The organism is Streptomyces sp. NPDC058198 (assembly GCF_042882605.1).
Taxonomy (GTDB): domain Bacteria; phylum Actinomycetota; class Actinomycetes; order Streptomycetales; family Streptomycetaceae; genus Streptomyces.
Genome location: NZ_JBHVVP010000006.1, coordinates 225,033 through 239,966 on the forward strand (window position 1 = coordinate 225,033; position 14,934 = coordinate 239,966).

The window sequence follows — 14,934 nt, forward strand, 5'->3', positions numbered from 1 at the left end:
TGAGCCCCGCCCCAGGGGCGGACGGCGCTCTGTACAGGACAGGCCCTAGGCTCGACCCGTGGCCCTCAAGAACATCCCCGACTCCGGCTTCTCCGACGACGACGGCACCGCCGATCCCGAGCTGACGGCGGCCCTCGCCGCCTGGGCCGAGGACCGGTCGGCCGAGCGGCAGGTCCTGGCGGCGCTCAAGGGCGCCCGGCTGCTGGTCCCCGTCGTCGCCGTCCTCGGCGAGACGGAGGAGGACGAGAACGGTCTGCGCCGTGAGAAGACCAGCGACATGGCCGTGCCGACCCTCCGGGCCGGCGACCGGCGCGCGCTGCCCGCCTTCACGTCCGTCGCGGCGCTGGCCCGCTGGGATCCCGAGGCCCGCCCCGTCGCCGTACCGCTGCACCAGGCGCTCCAGGCGGCCGCTCACGAGCAGGCGGACACCGTCGTGCTCGACCTCGCGGGACCTGTCCCGTACCAGCTCACCGGGGCCGCTCTGCTCGCCGCCGCCGAGGGCCGCACCAGCACCGATCCGCTCGACGATCCCGCCGTCGTCGCGGCCGTACGGTCCGCCGTCGCGGCCGAGCCCGCGGTGCGCCGCGCCCATCTCGGTCCCGGCAGCGCGGACGGCACTCTCGCGCTCGTCCTGGCGCCGGACACGAGCCCCGCCGAGGCGGCCCGCAGGCTCGCCGGGTCGCTCGCGGCCGATGACGTACTGCGGGCCCGCCTGGTGCGCGGACTCGACCTGGCGCTGCTGCCGGCCGGGACCACGCCGCCCGGCGAGCCCCTTTTCGTCCGCGAGTAGAGTCCGCGAGTAAAGCGCCGGTGGAACGGCCGTGCGCCGCGGTCAGCCGTAGACCGGGCCCGTGTACTTCTCGCCAGGACCCTGCCCCGGCTCGTCCGGTACGACCGACGCCTCTCGGAACGCCAGCTGCAGCGACTTCAGCCCGTCGCGCAGCGGCGCCGCGTGGAACGAGCTGATCTCCGTCACGCTCGCGTCCAGCAGCCCGGCCAGCGCCTGGACCAGCTTGCGCGCCTCGTCCAGGTCCTTGTGGTCGTCGCCGTCCTCGGTCAGGCCGAGCTTCACGGCGGCCGCGCTCATCAGATTCACCGCGACCGTGACGATCACCTCGACGGCGGGGACTTCCGCGATGTCACGGGTCATGGAGTCGAAGTCGGGGGAGTCCTGGGGGGAGGTCGCGTCACTCATGCCCCACACGATAGGCCCCGGGTGGCTGGGGCCCGCTCCCGCCGTCGGTTAGCTCCTTCGGGCGGTAGCTGCTAACCTGGAGTGACGACCGGCTGGACATGAGCGTGTCCGGCCCACAAGTGGAGGCTCCGATCTCCCACCTGGCTGCCCTCTTTCGGGCGGCGGGTCACCGGTCAGGTGGTCCCCATCGTTCCGTACGGACGATGGAGCCGCCCGATGCGCCCCGTGGCACGTACACGGCGGTGCTCCGGTATTCGAGGAGCTCCTGCCTGTGTTCCGTCCGGGGCATTTTTCTTGTTCCGCCACGGTTGGTCTGAAAACAGACGTTACGCGGCTGTCTGCCAGACAGTCGTGTGGTGCTACCGAGGAGGATCCATCAGCGCCGAGCCCCGCATTAACGACCGGATTCGCGTTCCCGAGGTCCGACTCGTCGGCCCCAGCGGCGAGCAGGTCGGCATCGTGCCGCTTGCGAAGGCCCTGGAGTTGGCGCAGGAGTACGACCTTGACCTGGTCGAGGTCGCGGCGACCGCACGTCCGCCCGTGTGCAAGCTCATGGACTACGGGAAGTTCAAGTACGAGTCGGCCATGAAGGCCCGTGAGGCGCGTAAGAACCAGGCGCACACGGTCATCAAGGAGATGAAGCTCCGGCCGAAGATCGACCCGCACGACTATGACACCAAGAAGGGTCATGTCGTCCGGTTCCTCAAGCAGGGCGACAAGGTCAAGATCACGATCATGTTCCGTGGTCGTGAGCAGTCCCGCCCCGAACTCGGCTTCCGACTGCTCCAGCGTCTCGCTTCGGATGTCGAGGAGCTCGGCTTCATCGAGTCGAACCCGAAGCAGGACGGCCGGAACATGATCATGGTTCTTGGCCCGCACAAGAAGAAGACCGAAGCCATGGCCGAGGCCCGCGAGGCGCAGGCCGCCCGCAAGGCGGAGCGTCAGGGTTACGCGACCGAGGAGTCGGCGGACACCGAGGCTGAGGCTCCGGCCGAGGCCGCTGCCGAAGCCCCGGCCGAGGCATCTTCCGAAGCGTGATCCGAGGGGGTGCCAGCCAGGCGCCCTCGGCTCCGGTCCGGAACCACACACCAGAGATCTGACGCTCCCGCGCGCCGGCCCCACCGCCGGCAGGGAGCGCCACTGACGAGGAGAGAACGGCGCTATGCCGAAGAACAAGACGCACAGCGGTGCCAGCAAGCGCTTCAAGATCACCGGCTCCGGCAAGGTGCTGCGCGAGCGGGCCGGCAAGCGCCACCTGCTCGAGCACAAGTCGTCCAAGCTGACGCGTCGCCTCACCGGCAACGCCGAGATGGCCCCGGGCGACGCCAAGAAGATCAAGAAGCTTCTCGGCAAGTGATGTCGGCGCCCCCGGTGACCGGGGGCACGGCATCAGGACCGGGACCATATTCGTTTCCGGGCCGTGTGAGTACAGACCACGGCCCCGCTACAAGGAGTTAACACGTGGCACGCGTCAAGCGGGCAGTCAACGCCCACAAGAAGCGCCGGGCAATCCTCGAGGCGGCCAGCGGTTACCGCGGCCAGCGCTCGCGCCTGTACCGGAAGGCGAAGGAGCAGGTCACCCACTCCCTCGTTTACAACTACAACGACCGCAAGAAGCGCAAGGGCGACTTCCGTCAGCTGTGGATCCAGCGGATCAACGCCGCTGCCCGCGCCAACGGCATCACCTACAACCGCTTCATCCAGGGTCTGAAGGCCGCCAACGTCGAGGTGGACCGCAAGATCCTCGCCGAGCTGGCCGTCAATGACGCGAACGCGTTCGCCGCGCTCGTCGAGGTCGCCCAGAAGGCCCTCCCCAGCGACGTCAACGCCCCGAAGGCCGCTGCCTGACCTCCGTCAGGACCGCATCCTTTCCCGCCGGACCCGCAGGCACCACGCCTGCGGGTCCGGTGCGTTCCGCCCCGCACCCGCCCGCCCCGCACCCCGCCCGGCCCGTTCCCCCGCGCCCCGCGCCCCGTCCCACCCGTTCCTCCCCCGTACGAGAAGTGAGAGCCGCAGCCCATGGGCACCCCCGAGCTGATCTCCCCGCGCTCCCCGCGCGTCACGGCCGCGCGAAGGCTCGCCAAGCGTGCCTTCCGCGGCAAGGAACGCCGGTTCATCGCCGAGGGTCCGCAGGCCGTACGCGAAGCGGTGGCCCACCGCGGCCACGACGGGGAGCCCACGCTGATCGAGCTGTTCACCACCGCCGACGCCGCCGAGCGGTACGCCGGCATCGTCGACGCGGCCCGCGCCACCGGGGCCCGGGTGCACTTCGCGCCCGACGCGGTGCTCGCCGAGGTGTCCCAGACCGTCACCCCTCAGGGACTGCTGGGCGTCTGCCGCTTCCTCGACTCGCCGTTCGAGGACATCCTGCGGGCCCGCCCCCGGCTCGTCGCCGTCCTGGCGCATGTCCGCGACCCGGGGAACGCCGGTACGGTGCTGCGCTGCGCGGACGCCGCGGGCGCCGACGCCGTCGTCCTCACCGATGCCTCCGTCGACCTCTACAACCCCAAGTCGGTCCGGGCGTCGGTCGGTTCGCTCTTCCATCTGCCGGTCGCCGTCGGTGTCCCCGTCGAACAGGCCGTCCAGGGGCTCCAGGACGCGGGCGTCCGTATCCTCGCCGCCGACGGCGCGGGCGACAACGACCTGGACGACGAGCTGGACGCGGGCACCATGGGCGGCCCCACCGCCTGGATCTTCGGCAACGAGGCATGGGGGCTGCCGGCCGAGACCCGCGCCCTCGCGGACGCCGTGGTGCGGGTGCCGATCCACGGAAAGGCCGAGAGCCTGAACCTCGCGACCGCCGCAGCCGTATGTCTCTACGCCTCGGCGCGCGCCCAGCGCGTCCGCGCTACGAGCTGAGGGGGTCCGCTCCGTCACGTTCAGCTAGTAGTGTTGCGCTTTCGGGGGCCCACTGAGCGACGCGGAAGAGGTGGGATACGGGGATGTCTGTCGGTACGAGCAGGCCCGCCGCGGTCCAGGGGTCCGGTCCTGCTGCCTCCGGTGAGTCCGGGATCGACCCCGACGACCTCCCCGACGGGCTGGTCGTCGCCGACGAGACCGGCCGGGTGATCTGCTTCAACGCGGCCGCCGTCCGTATCACCGCCGTACCGCTCTCCGACGCCCTCGGCCGGCCGCTCGACCTGGCGCTGCCGCTGGAGGACCTGAAGGGCCGCCGCTGGTGGACGCTGACCGATCCGTACGGCGGGCTCGCCACCCGGGTCGGCCAGCCCGAGCGCAATCTGCTCCTGCCCGGCGGCCGTGAGGTCCTGGTCTCCGCCCGTTATGTGCGCGCGTATCCGACCGGGCCCGTCAGCCGGCTGGTCATCTGCATCCGCGGCACCGAGGCGCGGCGCCGCACCGAGCGCAGTCACGCGGAGCTGATCGCGACCGTCGCCCATGAGCTGCGCTCCCCGCTGACCTCGGTGAAGGGGTTCACGGCGACGCTGCTCGCCAAGTGGGAGCGGTTCACCGACGACCAGAAGAAGCTGATGCTGGAGACGGTCGACGCCGACGCCAACCGCGTGACCCGGCTGATCGCCGAGCTGCTGGACATCTCCCGGATCGACTCGGGCCGGCTGGAGGTGCGCCGCCAGCCGGTCGACATCGCCACGGCCGTCGGCCGCCACATCCAGTCGCACACCGCCTCGGGGCAGTCGCCGGACCGTTTCCTCGTACGGATCAGGCGGCCGCTGCCCGATCTCTGGGCGGACCCCGACAAGATCGACCAGATCCTGAGCAACCTGCTGGAAAACGCGGTGCGCCACGGAGAGGGAACCGTCACCATTGAGGTGGCACCCGCCCCCGCCAAGAACGACGAGAAGGGAACGGCCGTCACCGTGTGCGACGAAGGCCCCGGCATCCCCGAGGAGTCGATGGGCCGTGTCTTCACCCGCTTCTGGCGGGGGAGCAAGCGCGGCGGGACCGGCCTCGGCCTCTATATCGTCAAGGGCATCGTCGAGGCGCACGGCGGGACGATCACCGTGGACCGCGGACCCGGCGGCGGTGCCCGGTTCCGGTTTATCCTGCCCGTCGGCGCTCCGGCCTATCTGACCTGAGCGGCCCGCGGGCTACTTCACCTCCGTACGACCTTTAGACTCGACCTTTGGCACCTTTGCGTCCTCGGTGATCGCACTGATCGTGAGTGACCGAAGTGATCGAGCAGGGTCGTTTCGCCAGCCAATCGGAAGTACGGGAAGAGATGTCGGCACCCAACAAGTCGTACGACCCAGTCGAGGTCGAGGCGCTGAAACCGGAAGAGATCGAGCGGATGCGGGACGAGGCGCTCGCCGCCTTCGCCGCCGCCGGGGATCTCGACGCGCTCGTCCACGAGAAGACCGCACACACCGGTGGCACCTCGCCGCTCGCCCTCGCCAACCGGGAGATCGGCGCGCTGCCGCCGCAGGCCAAGGCCGAGGCGGGCAAGCGCGTGGGCCAGGCCCGCGGCGCCGTCAGCAAGGCCCTCGCCGCCCGTCAGGCGGAGCTGGAGGCCGAGCGTGACGCCCGGGTGCTGGTGGAGGAGGCGGTGGATGTCACGCTGCCGTACGACCGCGTCCCGGCCGGCGCCCGCCACCCGCTGACCACGTTCATGGAGCGGGTCGCGGATGTCTTCGTGGCCATGGGCTACGAGGTCGCGGAAGGCCCCGAGGCCGAGGCGGAGTGGTTCAACTTCGACGCGCTCAACTTCGTGCCCGACCACCCGGCACGCCAGATGCAGGACACCTTCTTCGTCCAGGGCCCGGCGGGGACCGAAGGCGACGAGTCCGGTGTCGTGCTCCGTACGCACACCTCGCCGGTCCAGGCCCGCACCCTGATCGACCGCGAGCCGCCCGTCTACGTCGTCTGTCCCGGGCGGGTCTACCGCACCGACGAGCTGGACGCCACGCACACCCCGGTCTTCCACCAGATCGAGCTGCTCGCCGTCGACGAGGGCCTCACCATGGCCGACCTCAAGGGCACGCTCGACCATATGGTCCAGGCGCTCTTCGGCCCGGACATGACGACCCGGCTCCGCCCGAACTTCTTCCCCTTCACCGAGCCGTCCGCCGAGATGGACATGGTCTGCTACGTGTGCCGCGGCGCCTCGGTCGGCAACCCCGACCGGCCCTGCCGTACCTGCGGCAGCGAGGGCTGGATCGAGCTGGGCGGCTGCGGCATGGTCAACCCCAAGGTGCTCGTCGCCTGTGGTGTCGACCCCGAGAAGTACAGCGGATTCGCCTTCGGGTTCGGCATCGAACGGATGCTGATGTTCCGCCACAACGTCGAAGACATGCGAGACATGGTCGAGGGTGACGTCCGGTTCACCCGGCCGTTCGGGATGGAGATCTGATGCGCGTCCCGCTTTCCTGGCTGCGGGAGTACGTCGACCTGCCGGCGACGGAGACCGGCCGTGACGTCCAGGCCAAGCTCGTCTCCGCGGGTCTGGAGGTCGAGGCGGTCGAGCAGCTCGGCGCCGGCCTCAAGGGCCCCCTCGTCGTCGGCAAGGTACTCACCGTCGAGGAGCTGGAGGGCTTCAAGAAGCCCATCCGCTTCTGCACCGTCGACGTCGGCACCGCCAACGGCACCGGCGAGCCGCAGGAGGTCGTCTGCGGCGCGCGGAACTTCGTCGCGGGCGACAAGGTCGTCGTGGTCCTCCCCGGCGCGGTCCTCCCCGGCGGCTTCGCGATCTCCGCGCGCACGACGTACGGCAGGACCTCGCACGGCATGATCTGCTCCGGCGACGAGCTGGGCATGGGCGACGACGGCTCGGGCGGCATCATCGTGCTGCCGCCGGAGCACGAGGCCGGCACCGACGCCATCGAGCTGCTGGAACTGGTCGACGAGGTCCTCGACATCGCCGTCACGCCCGACCGCGGCTACTGCCTCTCGCTGCGCGGGGTCGCCCGCGAGACCGCCATCGCCTACGGCCTGCCGCTGCGCGACCCGGCCCTCCTCGACGTCCCCGCCCCGAACTCCTTCGGCTACCCGGTGAAGATCGCCGACCCGAGCGGGTGCGACCGCTTCACCGCCCGTACGGTCACCGGCCTCGACCCCGAGGCCCACAGCCCCATCTGGCTGCGGCGCCGGCTGCAGAAGGCCGGGATGCGGCCCATCTCGCTCGCCGTCGACATCACCAACTACGTGATGCTGGAGCTGGGCCAGCCGCTGCACGCCTACGACCGCTCCCGGCTGGAGGGGCCGATCGGCGTCCGCCGCGCCACGGCCGGCGAGAAGATCACCACGCTCGACGGTGCCAAGCGGGTCCTGGACGCCCAGGACCTGGTCATCACCGACGACCGCGGGCCCATCGGCCTCGCGGGCGTGATGGGCGGCGCGAACACCGAGATCGCCGATGTCACCACGCACCCCGGGACGGGGGAGGTGCACGGCACCACCGAGGTGGTCATCGAGGCCGCGCACTTCGACGCGATCTCCATCGCCCGTACCGCACGCCGCCACAAGCTGGCCTCCGAGGCGTCCAAGCGCTTCGAGCGCGGAGTCGACCCGCGGGCCGCGGCCGCCGCCGCGCAGCGGACCGTCGATCTGCTGGTGCTGCTCGCGGGCGGTTCCGCCGGGGCCGGCGTCACGGAGATCGTCGCGCCCTCCGCGCCGCGGACCATCACCATGCCCGCCGACCACCCCGACCGGGTCGCGGGTGTCGGTTACGGCCGGGAGACCGTCGTACGGCGGCTCCAGGAGATCGGCTGCGACGTCTCGGGAGTGGACGAGCTGCTCGTCACCGTCCCGTCCTGGCGGCCCGACCTCGACGCGCCCAACGACCTCGCCGAGGAGGTCATCCGTCTGGAGGGGTACGAGAACCTCCCCTCCACGCTGCCCACCCCGCCGTCCGGCCGCGGTCTCACCGAGCGGCAGCGGCTGCACCGCCGGGTCGGCCGCGCCCTGGCCGGCGCCGGCTATGTCGAGGCGCTGAACTACCCGTTCATCGGCGACGCCGTGCTCGACGCCTTCGGGCTGCCGGCCGACGACGCCCGCCGCCGTACGGTCACGCTCGTCAACCCGCTCTCCGACGAGGAGCCGGCGCTGCGCACCACGCTGCTGCCCGGCCTCCTCACGGCGCTGCGCCGCAACGACGGCCGCGGCTCGCACGATCTGGCGCTCTTCGAGACCGGCCTGGTCTTCCGGCCCACGGGCGACGAGACCGTGCCGGTACGGCTGCCCGTCGACCGGCGGCCCACCGACGAGGAGGTGGCCCGGCTCGACACCGCGCTGCCGCGCCAGCCGCGCCGCGCCGCGGTCGTCCTGGCCGGCGCGCGCGAACAGGCCGGCTGGTGGGGCAAGGGCCGCCCGGCCGAGTGGGCGGACGCCGTCGAGGCGGCCCGTACCGTCGCCCGGGAGGCGGGCGTCGAGCTCGTCGTACGGGCCGGCCGGCACGAGCCGTGGCACCCCGGCCGCTGCGCGGCGCTGCTCGCCACGGTGAACGGCGAGGAGACGCTCGTCGGCCACGCGGGAGAGCTGCACCCGCGCGTCGTCAAGGCGCTCGGACTGCCGGACCGCACCTGCGCCATGGAGATCGAGCTCGACCTCCTGGAGCAGGCGGGGGCCGGCGCGCTCCAGGCCCCGCGGATCTCCACCTATCCGGTGGCCACCCAGGATGTCGCGCTGGTCGTCCCGCGCGACGTGCCGGCCGCCGAGGTGGAGCGGGCGCTGCACGAGGGCGCGGGTGAACTGCTGGAGTCCCTGCGGCTGTTCGACGTCTTCGCCGGTGAGCAGATCGGCGAGGGGCACAAGTCGCTCGCGTACGCCCTGCGCTTCCGCGCGGCGGACCGCACGCTGACGGTCGAGGAGGCCACGGCCGCGCGTGACGCCGCGGTCGCCCTCGCCGCCGAGCGGACCGGAGCCGTCCTGCGCGGCGCATAAGGGCTGTCCGGTTATGTGAGCAGCGCGGTCGGACAGATGGTCGACCACTGAGGGGCGTGTCCGGATCTCCGGACGCGCCCCTCACTCGTTCGAGTGGCAAGTACGGGCGGGATACGCCAACTGACCCAAGTGATCGACACAATCGATCCGGCCATGGCGGTCATCGACACAATCGATCCGGCCACAACGGTCATCGACACCATCGATACGGCCATGACGGTCGACGTACGCCAGGCGGCCAGGCGGCCGAGAGGGGCCGACCGCATGATCCGTAGCAGGGCAGAGGAAGACGCGCCCGTGGACTCGCTGTCCTCGCGGTCCGTCGTCGAATTCGCGGTCCCGGGGACCTGGCTCACGATGGTGGTCACCTGGGAGCTGACCTGCCCGCTGGCCGTGCACGACAGCGTGGCGGCGCGCATCGCGACCTGCGTGGCCTTCCTCCTGGTGGTGGCGTATCTGCTCGCCGGCGTACAGCGCGGTCCCCTCCGGGAGCTACGGCGCGTCCGCGCGGTGGCGCGGGCCGCCCAGGAGGCGCTGATCCGGCCGCTGCCGCCGTTGCTCGACGGGCTGACGCTCTCCGCCCGCCAGCTCTCCGCCTCCCGGGGCGCCGACATCGGCGGAGATCTGTACGAGGCGGTGGCCACCGAGCACGGCGTCCGTGTCGTCATCGGTGATGTGCGCGGCCACGGCCTGCCCGCCGTCGGGGCGGTGGCCGCGGTCCTCGGCAGCTTCCGGGAAGCCGCCCATGACGAGGCCGGGCTCGACGGCGTCCTGCGCAGGCTGGACCGGGCGCACCAGCGCCATCTGCGGCAGCGGGTGGGGGCGTCGGCGGACTGCCCCTCGGCGGAGGAGTTCGTCACCGTACTGCTGCTGGAGATCGGGGCCGACGCGGACGTACGGGCCCTCAACTGCGGCCATCCGTGGCCCTACCGGCTCGGGGAGGGCGCGGTGCCACTGGCCACCGGGGAGCCGCTGCCGCCGCTGGGCGCCTTTCCGCTGCCGGCCGACCTGCCGCCGCGCCGCTGCGGTCCGCTGCTGCCCGGCGAGGCCCTGTTCCTGCACACCGACGGGGCGACGGACGCCAGGGACTCCGCGGGACGGTACTTCGGCCTGCGGGAAGCGCTCGTGGACGTCGTGTCCGGTACGCCGCTGCCGCCCGCGGCCGTGGTGCGGCAGGTGCACACGGCGCTGCTGCGGCACACCGGCGGGCGGATCACCGACGACATGGCGCTGCTGGTCCTGCGCAACGACCGCCCGCGGGTGGCGGCGCAGTGCGGCTGACCGGCCGCGCGCGTACCCCCGGCCCCGGGCCCGCGCTGCACGCGTCGCCCGTCCCGCCGCGGAGTGTCGGGCAGGTCGACGGGACGGACGACGCGGTTGGGGGCCACCGCACTGTACGAGGGGGAGCCGGCGGCCCGGCCGCCTCTTTTGCGAGGCGCTTCAGTCAATCGGCCCCGCGGTCCCGGCGGGAGAGTGCACAAGGTGCGGATACGGGCATTCCGTTCACACCCCGTGCGTTTGCCGCTTTACTGGTCCTGGCGTGCCGAGCCACCGGAGGGGCACATGCAGCCCAACACCCTGCTCGATTCCCTGCTCGACGAGGCGGGGATCTCCCATGCCGGCCTCGCCGCGCGGGTCAACCAGGCGGGCCGGGCCAGGGGCCTCGCCCTGCGATACGAACACACCGCCGTGTCACGGTGGCTGAAGGGCCAGCGGCCGCGCGGCCAGGTGCCCGACCTGATCTGCGGAGTCCTGAGCGACCGGCTGCGCCGCTCACTCACCCTGGACGACATCGGGCTCGGTGTGCCCGGGGAGCCGTTCGTGCCCGGCTGTACACCGCTCTCCGGTTTCGTCGAGCGGGCCACCGCCCTGTGGCGCCACGACGAACAGCAGCGGCCGCACATAGTGGGCGCCCCCGCCCTCACCGGCACCCCGGCCGTGATGCCCGTGTGGGAGTGGGAGAACCCCCCGGAGGACTCCGATGTCTCGCGCGGCGGCCGCACCAGGGTCGGGCCCGCCGACATCGAGCTGCTCCGGGCGGCCAGGTCACACTACGAACTGATGTACCGGAGAACGGGCGGGGTCGCCACCCGCGCCCGGATCGTCGGCTTCCTCAACGCCGAGACCGCCCCGCTGCTGCGCGGCGGGTACAGCGACGCCCTGGGCCGCCAGCTGCACCGCGCCACGGGCGGTCTGGTCGCGGTGGCCGGCATCTGCGCGTACGACTCCGACGCCCAGGGACTCGCCCAGCGCTACTTCCATCAGGCGCTGCGCCTGGCCAAGGCCAGCGGTGACCGGGGGCTCGGCGCCTATGTGATCGCGCTGCTGGTCAACCAGTCGCTGTTCATGGGGGAGTACCGCCTCGCCGTCGCCTTCGCCGAGGCGGCGCTGCGGACCGCCGGCCGCCGGATCACCCCGGCGCTGGCCGCGGACCTGTACGCGATGCAGGCCAAGTCGTACGCCCATCTCGGCGACGGCGGCGGCGCGCTCGGCTGTATCCGGCGCGCGGAGACGGAGGCGGAGCGCATCCGGCCCGGACGGGAGCCGGACGAGACGGGCTATGTCCAGCCCGGCCTGGTGAACGTACAGGTGGCGGAGGCGCTGCTCAGCCTCGGTGATCCGGCGGCCGCGCGGGTGCACGCGGCGGCGGCCGTCAACACCCCGGCGCACGACCGCGGCAGGGTCCACCGGCTCGCCATGCTCTGCCATATCGAGCTCCGGCAGGGCGAGCCCGACCGGGCCGCGGTGACGGCGCGGGAGATGGCCGAGCGGGCGAGGGGCATGGAGTCCCAGCGGCTGCGGGACCGGCTGCGGGCGGTGCGTGAGCAGCTGGTGGCCAGCGGATCCACCGTTGCCGGGGAAGCTGCCGATGTCATCGAGGGGGCGCTGCGCGTCCCCCTGTGAGGCTCCCGCCGAGTGAGGTGCTGCTGCGATATTGCCATCAACTTGTCGGAAGGTGGCAAAAACGTGCAGTGGACGAAGTTAAGCGAACAGCCTGTGTATGAAAACCGCTGGCTCCGCGTCAATCTGGCGGATGTCGAACTCCCCGACGGCCGGCACCTGGACCACTACCTCATCCGGCTCCGCCCGGTCGCCGTCGCGACCGCGGTCAACGCCGCCAACGAGGTGCTGATGCTCTGGCGGCACCGCTTCATCACCGACAGCTGGGGCTGGGAGCTGGCCGCGGGCGTCGTCGAGGACGGCGAGGACATCGAGAGCGCGGCCGCGCGGGAGATGGAGGAGGAGACCGGGTGGCGCCCCGGCCCCCTCCGCCATCTGCTCACGGTTGAGCCGTCCAACGGCCTGACCGACGCCCGGCACCATCTCTACTGGGCGCAGGACGCCACGTACACCGGGCCTCCCGAGGACGACTTCGAGTCCTCGCGCCGCGAGTGGATCCCGCTCAAGCTGGTGCCCGACCTGGTCGCCCGGGGTGAGGTCCCGGCCGCCGGCATGGCGGCGGGGCTGCTGATGCTGCATCACCTACGGCTGGGCCAGGACACCCCGTAGGCGGTGTCCGCGCCGGGGGCGGGTCCGGTGCCACGGCCCTGCCCGCCGGTCCGGGTGCGTCAGGAGTACGGGTAGAAGCCCGCCCCCGACTTACGGCCGAGGCGGCCCGCGTCCACCATTCGCTGGAGCAGCGGGGGAGCGGCGTACAGCGGCTCCTTGAACTCCATGTACATCGAGTCGGCCACCGAGGCCACGGTGTCCAGGCCGATCAGGTCGGAGAGCTTGAGCGGGCCCATCGGATGGGCGCAGCCCAGCTCCATGCCGTTGTCGATGTCCTCGCGGCTCGCTATGCCCGACTCGAACATCCGGATCGCGGAGAGCAGATACGGGATGAGCAGGGCGTTCACCACGAAGCCCGAGCGGTCCTGAGCCCGGATCGCGTGCTTGCCGAGCACCTTCTCGACCACGGTCTCGGCCCGCCTGACCGTCTCGTCGGAGGTCGTCAGCGCGGGGATCAGCTCGACGAGCTGCTGCACGGGGGCCGGGTTGAAGAAGTGGATGCCGATGACCTGGTCGGGGCGGGAGGTCGCGACGGCCAGCTTGACCAGCGGAATGGAGGAGGTGTTGGAGGCCAGGATCGCGTCGGGGCGGGTCACCACCTGGTCGAGCACCTGGAAGATCTCCGTCTTGACCTGCTCGTTCTCCACGACGGCCTCGATGACCAGGTCGCGGTCGGCGAACTCCCCGAGGTCGGTGGTGAAGCTGAGCCGGCCGAGCGCCGCGTCGCGCTCCGCCTCGGTGATCTTGCCGCGCTCCGCGGCCTTCGACAGCGAGTTGTGGAGGCGGGTACGGCCGATCTCCAGGGCCTCGCCGGTGGTCTCGGCGACCCTCACCTCCAGGCCGCTGCGTGCGGCGACCTCGGCGATGCCTGCGCCCATCTGGCCGCAGCCCACCACACCGACGCGGGTGATATCGGTCAGGGAGTCGGTCACATCGTGCCTTTCGCTGGTCCGTTTCCCGGCAGGTCCCCCGTGTGGTTCCGGCGCCCGCCTGGGACAGGACGTTACTCCGCCAGGGTGACAGCACGTTACTCCGCCGGGGTGGTGCGCCACGGGGCCGGGGCGGGCATGCTCAGCGGGAACGGCGGACCGTGATCGTCCAGCGGTCCGCACGGACCGGACAAGGGACATCGCATGGGACAGATCGGCAGAAGAGCGTTCGTGGCGGCCGCGACAGGACTGGTGGCCTCGGTCCTGGCCTCGGGGGACGCGGTCGCCACGGAAGCGGTGGGGCGCCATCACACTCCGCGCGCGCAGTTGCGGGGGATGTGGCTCGCGAGCGTCGCCAACCGTGACTGGCCTTCGGTACCGGGGCTGACGGCGGATCAGCAACGGGCCGAGCTGATCGGGCATCTGGACACGGCCGTGGCCCGCAAGCTGAACGCCGTCATCTTCCAGGTCAGACCGACCGCGGACGCCCTGTGGCCGTCGCCGTACGAGCCATGGGCCGAGTGTCTGACCGGCGTCCAGGGCAAGGACCCGGGCTGGGATCCGCTGGGTACGGCGGTGCGTGAGGCCCACGCGCGCGGTCTGGAACTGCACGCCTGGTTCAACCCGTACCGCGTCGCGAACCACACCGACCCGTCGCGGCTGTCGGAGCGGCACCCCGCCAGGCTCCACCCGGACTGGATCCTTCCGTACGGCGGGAAGCTCTACTACAACCCGGGGCTGCCCGAGGTCAGGAGCTTTGTCCAGGACGCGATGCTGGACGCCGTCCGGCGCTACGACATCGACGCCGTGCACTGGGACGACTACTTCTATCCGTATCCGGTCGCCGGTCAGGTCTTCGAGGACGACGAGACCTACGCGCGCTACGGCGCGGGCTTCCCGGACAAGGCGGCCTGGCGGCGGGACAACACCGACCGGCTGGTGCGGGAGATGTCCGCGAAGATCAAGAAGGTCAAGAAGCACGTGCGCTTCGGGATCAGCCCGTTCGGGGTGTGGCGCAACGTCGCCACCGATCCGCGCGGCTCCGACACCCAGGCCGGCGTGCAGACCTACGACCATCTGCACGCCGACACCCTCAAGTGGGTCAGGCAGGGCTGGATCGACTACATCGTCCCGCAGCTGTACTGGAACATCGGCTTCGCCGTGGCCGACTACGCGAAGCTGGTGCACTGGTGGGACGGGGTCGTACGGGGGACGGGCGTCGATCTGTACATCGGTGAGGCCCTCTACAAGGTGGCCGACCCGGCGCAGCCCGCCCCCTGGCAGGACCCGGCCGAGCTGTCCCGGCATCTCACCCTGGCCAAGGAGTACGCGGGGGTGCGTGGCCACTGCTTCTTCTCGGCGAAGGAGGTCGGCGCGGACCCGATCGGGGCGATGACCAGGGTGGTGGCCGACCACTACGGCACCCGGGCGCGGCTGCGGGGGTGA

General features: G+C 71.6%; 14 protein-coding genes. 12 read left to right on the forward strand and 2 right to left on the reverse strand.

What is annotated here, in order from left to right:
- Positions 1–58 precede the first annotated feature (58 nt).
- Positions 59–790 (forward strand): SseB family protein, encoded by a 732-nt coding sequence (locus tag ACFVWW_RS22185; RefSeq protein WP_386878731.1) that lies wholly within the window; start codon positions 59–61, stop codon positions 788–790.
- Positions 791–832: 42 nt separating this feature from the next.
- Here the strand turns inward: ACFVWW_RS22185 and ACFVWW_RS22190 are convergent, their stop codons facing one another.
- On the reverse strand, positions 833–1,195 hold the full coding sequence (locus tag ACFVWW_RS22190) for a DUF1844 domain-containing protein (protein WP_384185402.1): 363 nt from the start codon (positions 1,193–1,195) through the stop codon (positions 833–835).
- 351 nt (positions 1,196–1,546) lie between these two features.
- On the opposite strand from ACFVWW_RS22190, the gene infC reads away from it, so the two are divergent.
- The 10 genes from infC to ACFVWW_RS22240 all read left to right on the forward strand — a co-directional run bounded on the left by infC (position 1,547) and on the right by ACFVWW_RS22240 (position 12,559).
- Positions 1,547–2,233, forward strand: coding sequence for a translation initiation factor IF-3 (gene infC / locus ACFVWW_RS22195; RefSeq protein ID WP_384185404.1), 687 nt, complete (start codon positions 1,547–1,549; stop codon positions 2,231–2,233).
- 124 nt (positions 2,234–2,357) lie between these two features.
- Positions 2,358–2,552 (forward strand): 50S ribosomal protein L35, encoded by a 195-nt coding sequence (gene rpmI, locus ACFVWW_RS22200; protein ID WP_046504486.1) that lies wholly within the window; start codon positions 2,358–2,360, stop codon positions 2,550–2,552.
- Positions 2,553–2,656: 104 nt separating this feature from the next.
- Positions 2,657–3,043 carry a 50S ribosomal protein L20 gene (gene rplT, locus ACFVWW_RS22205; protein WP_114626556.1) on the forward strand — a complete coding sequence of 129 codons (387 nt, stop codon included), beginning with the start codon at positions 2,657–2,659 and terminating at the stop codon, positions 3,041–3,043.
- A 171-nt stretch (positions 3,044–3,214) separates the two neighbouring features.
- Positions 3,215–4,054: a TrmH family RNA methyltransferase gene (locus ACFVWW_RS22210; protein WP_384185408.1), complete on the forward strand. Its 840-nt coding sequence runs from the start codon at positions 3,215–3,217 to the stop codon at positions 4,052–4,054.
- 83 nt (positions 4,055–4,137) lie between these two features.
- The gene (locus ACFVWW_RS22215; RefSeq protein ID WP_384185411.1) at positions 4,138–5,250 is read left to right on the forward strand and encodes an ATP-binding protein; all 1,113 of its coding nucleotides are present in this window, start codon (positions 4,138–4,140) and stop codon (positions 5,248–5,250) included.
- A 143-nt stretch (positions 5,251–5,393) separates the two neighbouring features.
- Positions 5,394–6,521, forward strand: coding sequence for a phenylalanine--tRNA ligase subunit alpha (pheS, locus tag ACFVWW_RS22220; protein ID WP_384185414.1), 1,128 nt, complete (start codon positions 5,394–5,396; stop codon positions 6,519–6,521).
- The gene (pheT, locus tag ACFVWW_RS22225) at positions 6,521–9,049 is read left to right on the forward strand and encodes a phenylalanine--tRNA ligase subunit beta (protein WP_386878732.1); all 2,529 of its coding nucleotides are present in this window, start codon (positions 6,521–6,523) and stop codon (positions 9,047–9,049) included. The genes pheS and pheT overlap by 1 nt, the downstream gene beginning before the upstream one ends.
- Positions 9,050–9,313: 264 nt before the next feature.
- Positions 9,314–10,330: a PP2C family protein-serine/threonine phosphatase gene (locus tag ACFVWW_RS22230; RefSeq protein WP_386878832.1), complete on the forward strand. Its 1,017-nt coding sequence runs from the start codon at positions 9,314–9,316 to the stop codon at positions 10,328–10,330.
- A 282-nt stretch (positions 10,331–10,612) separates the two neighbouring features.
- Positions 10,613–11,953 carry a transcriptional regulator gene (locus ACFVWW_RS22235; RefSeq protein WP_386878733.1) on the forward strand — a complete coding sequence of 447 codons (1,341 nt, stop codon included), beginning with the start codon at positions 10,613–10,615 and terminating at the stop codon, positions 11,951–11,953.
- Between the two features lie 63 nt (positions 11,954–12,016).
- Positions 12,017–12,559 carry an NUDIX hydrolase gene (locus ACFVWW_RS22240; protein ID WP_384185423.1) on the forward strand — a complete coding sequence of 181 codons (543 nt, stop codon included), beginning with the start codon at positions 12,017–12,019 and terminating at the stop codon, positions 12,557–12,559.
- A 59-nt stretch (positions 12,560–12,618) separates the two neighbouring features.
- Here ACFVWW_RS22240 and ACFVWW_RS22245 read toward each other — a convergent pair whose 3' ends face one another.
- Positions 12,619–13,479: a 3-hydroxybutyryl-CoA dehydrogenase gene (locus ACFVWW_RS22245; RefSeq protein ID WP_384185594.1), complete on the reverse strand. Its 861-nt coding sequence runs from the start codon at positions 13,477–13,479 to the stop codon at positions 12,619–12,621.
- Between the two features lie 213 nt (positions 13,480–13,692).
- Here ACFVWW_RS22245 and ACFVWW_RS22250 point away from each other — a divergent pair, with 213 nt between their 5' ends.
- Positions 13,693–14,934 carry a glycoside hydrolase family 10 protein gene (locus tag ACFVWW_RS22250; protein WP_386878734.1) on the forward strand — a complete coding sequence of 414 codons (1,242 nt, stop codon included), beginning with the start codon at positions 13,693–13,695 and terminating at the stop codon, positions 14,932–14,934.

Excerpts from the sequence above, each read along its gene's own strand:
- ACFVWW_RS22190 (WP_384185402.1), bottom strand. The coding sequence starts at position 1,195 with ATGAGTGACGCGACCTCCCCCCAGGACTCCCCCGACTTCGACTCCATG.
- rpmI (WP_046504486.1), top strand. The coding sequence starts at position 2,358 with ATGCCGAAGAACAAGACGCACAGCGGTGCCAGCAAGCGCTTCAAGATC.
- ACFVWW_RS22210 (WP_384185408.1), top strand. The coding sequence starts at position 3,215 with ATGGGCACCCCCGAGCTGATCTCCCCGCGCTCCCCGCGCGTCACGGCC.
- ACFVWW_RS22215 (WP_384185411.1), top strand. The coding sequence starts at position 4,138 with ATGTCTGTCGGTACGAGCAGGCCCGCCGCGGTCCAGGGGTCCGGTCCT.
- pheS (WP_384185414.1), top strand. The coding sequence starts at position 5,394 with ATGTCGGCACCCAACAAGTCGTACGACCCAGTCGAGGTCGAGGCGCTG.
- pheT (WP_386878732.1), top strand. The coding sequence starts at position 6,521 with ATGCGCGTCCCGCTTTCCTGGCTGCGGGAGTACGTCGACCTGCCGGCG.
- ACFVWW_RS22230 (WP_386878832.1), top strand. The coding sequence starts at position 9,314 with ATGATCCGTAGCAGGGCAGAGGAAGACGCGCCCGTGGACTCGCTGTCC.
- ACFVWW_RS22235 (WP_386878733.1), top strand. The coding sequence starts at position 10,613 with ATGCAGCCCAACACCCTGCTCGATTCCCTGCTCGACGAGGCGGGGATC.
- ACFVWW_RS22250 (WP_386878734.1), top strand. The coding sequence starts at position 13,693 with ATGGGACAGATCGGCAGAAGAGCGTTCGTGGCGGCCGCGACAGGACTG.